General features: G+C 68.4%; 3 protein-coding genes and 2 pseudogenes. 1 reads left to right on the top strand and 4 read right to left on the bottom strand.

Features of this window, described 5'->3' with window-relative positions; all coding sequences use genetic code 11:
• Nucleotides 1–1,045, bottom strand: a 1,045-nt coding sequence (locus V7Q31_RS17715; RefSeq protein ID WP_333835175.1) for a type IV secretion system DNA-binding domain-containing protein, incomplete at its 3' end; no start/stop codon positions are given.
• A gap of 6 nt (nt 1,046–1,051) precedes the next feature.
• Between V7Q31_RS17715 and V7Q31_RS17710 the strand changes: the two genes are divergently transcribed.
• Nucleotides 1,052–1,531 (top strand): hypothetical protein, encoded by a 480-nt coding sequence (locus V7Q31_RS17710; RefSeq protein ID WP_333835174.1) that lies wholly within the window; start codon nt 1,052–1,054, stop codon nt 1,529–1,531.
• A 146-nt stretch (nt 1,532–1,677) separates the two neighbouring features.
• On the opposite strand, the gene V7Q31_RS17705 is transcribed toward V7Q31_RS17710, so the two are convergent.
• From V7Q31_RS17705 to V7Q31_RS17695, 3 genes and pseudogenes are all read right to left on the bottom strand, one after another.
• The gene (locus V7Q31_RS17705) at nt 1,678–2,721 is read right to left on the bottom strand and encodes a Vps62-related protein (protein ID WP_333835173.1); all 1,044 of its coding nucleotides are present in this window, start codon (nt 2,719–2,721) and stop codon (nt 1,678–1,680) included.
• Between the two features lie 393 nt (nt 2,722–3,114).
• Nucleotides 3,115–3,390: pseudogene (locus tag V7Q31_RS17700) on the bottom strand (IS30 family transposase); the annotation flags it as partial.
• A 503-nt stretch (nt 3,391–3,893) separates the two neighbouring features.
• Nucleotides 3,894–4,163: pseudogene (locus V7Q31_RS17695) on the bottom strand (hypothetical protein); the annotation flags it as partial.

Genomic DNA, 4,163 nt, shown 5'->3' with positions numbered 1-4,163 from the left:
GGCGGATCTGGCCCATGTTCTGGACGCCGGCGCAGACGCAGACGCCGTACTTGGCCCCCTCGGTCAGCAGCGGCTGCAGCGAGGGCAGCATCTGCAGCGCCTGCAGCTCGTCGAGCATGAGCCAGATGCGGCGGCCGCGGTTGTCGGGCAGGCTCAGGATCGTGTCCGCCACAGCGTCGAGCCAGAGCGACAGGAGCGGCCGGACGGCGTGCATCTGGCGCTGCGTCGAGCCGATGAAGAGCCAGGGCGCGCCGCGCTTCCTGAGCCGCGCCGCCGCTTCTTTGTGCGCCTGCTCGAGCGCGGCGAGCGCCTCGGGCATGGTGGCGTCCTGCGCGCGCCAGTGCGCCTCGATCTGCGTCCTGTGCGCGTCCCACCAGGCGGCGAAATCGTCGTCGGGCTCGGGCGGCTCCATGCCGTCGGGCAGCAGCGGATAGGAGATCGCGACGCGGGCGACGAGGCGGAAGGCGCGGCGCAGCTCGCCCGCGGCGAGGTGGTTGCGGGCTTCGCGCAGCTGCGCGAGCTCGCCCTCGAAGCGCGCGCGGATCGCCGCGATCGCGTCCGCGTCGGGCTTCTCCAGCCGCGTGACCGTGTCGGTGATGAAGTCGCGGATGGAGAAGTCGCCGCGCCCGCCGGCGGTCCTGCGCAGGAAGCGCAGGGACTGGGTGTAGACGGCCATGGTGGCGTCGACGTCGTGGCCGGAGCGGTGCTCGCCCTCGTAGTGCTTGGCGGCGGCCGAGCGGCGCAGCAGATGCGCCTTGGCGGCCCTGGGCATGACCAGCGTCGCCTCGAGCAGGCCCAGCAGCGAGCGTTCCTTCAGGCGCAGCAGGCGCACGAGGAAGGTGGCGAAGAGGTCCTGCGCGCCGACGTGGAAGAAGTTGTTCTCGCCCTGGACGCTGGGGATCATCGACTTGGCGATGCGGTAGGCGTCGGCGATCTCGCGCATCTCCGCCCAGGGGCTCCAGTCGGGCGAGCGGGCGTCGAGCGGGTTGAGCAGCACGTCGCCGCGGGTCTCGTCGTAGATCCGCCGATCTCGGACTGGTTCCACATCTCGATGCGCATCCGCCATGTCGAGGCCTCGGCCGCGGCGATCGACGACAGCTGCGCCGCCGTCGCGAAGGGCAGACAGGAGGTGATGGAGGCGCTCGAGCGCATGCGCCACCGCCTCTGGAACGGCCACAAGACAGCGGCGAAGGATGCCGACCGCGCGGTGCGCGCCGGACTGAAAGAGCATCCCGACGAGCCGAAGCGGAAGGGCCGCGCCCGGCGCAACCGCACCATCCGCCGCGCCATGAAGAAAATGGTCGACTACGTCGGCAATCCCCAGGCGCGGCTGGTGAACTACGCCGAACGTCATCGCGCCGGCGAGCGCGTCGCGACATCCCTCGTCGAGGGCGGCGCCGACCACCTCGTCAACGCCCGGATGGCCCGCACTCAACACATGCGCTGGTCAGAGCGCGGCGCATTCAACGTCCTCCAGGTGCGAGCAGCACACTTCAATCAGCGGCTCGCCCAGCTGCCGATCGCAGCCTGAAGCCCCCAACTTCGGAAAGGTCCCGTAAGTTTCTGCATCTTGGTTACGCCAACCCCATGGACGCGATGCATTCGGCGCCCTGCTGCAGTGGCTGGCGGGGGGAGCAGGGCGGTGAGCGACGCCTCTCGCTCCTGGGGGGCTCGATGTCAGGGCAGTTGCGGCGACGTGCTCCACCAACTCTGGTGCGAGGGTCCCTTGGGTCGGCCGCCATGCTTGTACTTGCTCGGCAGCGCGCCGAAGAAGTCCGCGACATGGGCCGCTTCCCCCAGCTTTTCGTGAAGATGCCCGGGCAGATGCGGTTTCGGCTGATGGATGTGGGCGCCGTTGTCGCGTTCGGGCGCCCATGGGCCCTGGAAGGCCAGCCAGAACTGGTCCTGCAGCGGCTCGAGGCTGGCGGGGCCGGTCCACGGACGCCAATAGGCGGAACTGTGGTGGTCGACATGCTCCACCGTGTTGTCGGCGAGCACGATCTCCTTGAAGCTCCAACCGACTGACCCGCTGGGCATGCTGTTGACCACCGCCAGCAAGGCGCTGTCGAACTTGTAGGCCGCTGCTGGTTGGTACTTCTCCTTCTGGCCGGGTCCGCGCTGGTCGCGGTAGCTGCCGTGGGAGTGGAGAGCGGAGTAGACGACGGGATGCTCTCCCTCGCGCTTCTCCACGTCCGACCATGCCGCCCATTCGCCGTCGGCCTCGCCGTGCCGGGCGAACCGCAACCACGTCGGCTTGAGGGTGGCCTTGTCGAGGCGCACGATCACGTGCTCCCAGTCCGACTCGTGCTGGGCGAAGTCCGCCCAGGTGAACCAGCGGTCCTTGTAGTGGTGCTTGAAGACCTCGTCTTCCTTGATATGACAGTAACCGGCCTGGCTGCCGTTGAACCCGTAGAAGAAGATATAGACGACGTCGATCACATCGCCCGACTCGCGCCAGTGGACGTACATCGGCGCGGCGCAGGTCTCGCCCTCCAGCGGCATTCCCGCCGCGACGCTGGTGTCGGACTGCTGGAGGTAGTAGCTCGCCGCCGTGTGCGCGGTGATGGCTGTTTCCGTGGCCGCGGTCTCGAACCCCGGGTCGTTCGAGTCCTTGATGACACAGCCCTTCAGGTACGTCTCGACGCTGGTGGGACGCCACTGATCCTCCGGATGCAGCACGACCAGCGGTGCGAATGCGCGAACCGTGTCTATTCCGAGCATTGACCATTCCCTTCTGTGACAGATGTCTGAGCCGTCAGAGCGAGGAGAAGGCTGTGCTGACGTCGCAAGCCCTCAGGTCTCCGGCTTCTCCTGCGGCCAGCCTGTCGACAGCATCGGATGGGCGCGCGCAGGGGTCCATGCATGGAACCATCTAGGCGCTCTGCGCCTCGGCCGGCCGTGCGACGGCCTCGCCCGGCGCACTCCAGTCGAGGCGGACCCGCACGCCCGGACCAGCGCTCCCGACCGTGATGCACGCGCCGACCGCGTCCGCGCGGCGCGCCATCGCGCGGAGGCCCACCACGCCTCGGAGTGGGCGGCGATGCGGTCGATCGCGGAGACCTGCGAAAGGCGGCGGGCTGATCCATCACAGCGACCGTGGGTCCCAAGGCGGACTCAACCGGTCGTCGCAACATCGATTTTCTGCGCTTCGCGGAGAACGGCTTCCAGCGCTTCGGCCGGAGTTCTCCACCCGAGAGTTTTTCGCGGCCTGGTGTTGAGGGCGTGAGCGACGGCGTCGAGGTGGGCGGCGTCATGCGCGGCGAGGTCCGTGCCCTTGGGGAAGTACTGGCGCAGAAGCCCGTTCGTGTTCTCGTTGGACCCGCGCTGCCAAGGGCTGTGAGGATCGCAGAAGAAGATGCTGAGCCCTGTCTCGATGCGCAGCTCGGCATGCCTGAGCGGGTCGACGGCTGTGACCGGCGATCTGTCGATGTCGTCGATATCGGCGAGATCGCGGCCCCGACGGAGCTCGCGATGCTGGGCTTGGGGCCTGATCGCGTTCGAACATGCCATCTCGTCCGCCCCGCAGATCGTCCCCGGACACGGGGTCGCAGCGGAGCTGTGGCGCGATGCGGGCACCCTGCTGCCGCCGGGGCGGCCGTTTCGCCTGCTTCACGGTCAGATGGCGGGCTTCTAGATCGCGCCGGAGAGCGTCGCGGCGCGCCTCGCCGCGCTGGCCGATCCCGACGCACGTCGCGCGGCTGGCGCGCTAGCGCGCGCCCGGGCGGGAGAAGCGCGATTCATGTGGAGCTCCGTTGCGAGCCGGATGGTCCACGCGATCGAGCGGTTTCTCTGGCGGGACGGGACCGTTCAATTGTAGAAGTACGTACTTGGTCTGACGCTGTCGCTCCGGCGTGCGGGGTGTCCGCCGGGTCGAAGCTGTCGGTCCTCCTCCGTCAGGCGGCGAGGCCGGGTTGCTGTTTCTCGCGCGCGATGGCCTTGCTGTCGAGGAAAGTCTGCATCGGCGTCTTACCGTAGCACCACCGCCCCTGGTGCGTCCGCACCTCGTTGTATTCGGCCATCCACGCGTCGAGGTCGGCCTGCAGCGCCTCGATGCTGTCGTAGACGCGCTTGCGGAACGCGACGCGGTAGAACTCCTCGAGCAGGGTCTTGGAGCTATGCCTGATTTTGGGTGACGGGGCGCGATCAGGCGGCGCGGCTTTCTG

This window comes from Rubrimonas sp. (genome assembly GCF_036788415.1).
GTDB lineage: Bacteria > Pseudomonadota > Alphaproteobacteria > Rhodobacterales > Rhodobacteraceae > Rubrimonas.
Note: the sequence above shows the minus strand (reverse complement) of the source record. Positions and strands in the feature narration are given on the sequence as shown.

Bases quoted from the DNA above. Each gene is read 5' to 3' on its own strand.
- V7Q31_RS17710 (WP_333835174.1), top strand. From the start codon at position 1,052: ATGCGCATCCGCCATGTCGAGGCCTCGGCCGCGGCGATCGACGACAGC.
- V7Q31_RS17705 (WP_333835173.1), bottom strand. From the start codon at position 2,721: ATGCTCGGAATAGACACGGTTCGCGCATTCGCACCGCTGGTCGTGCTG.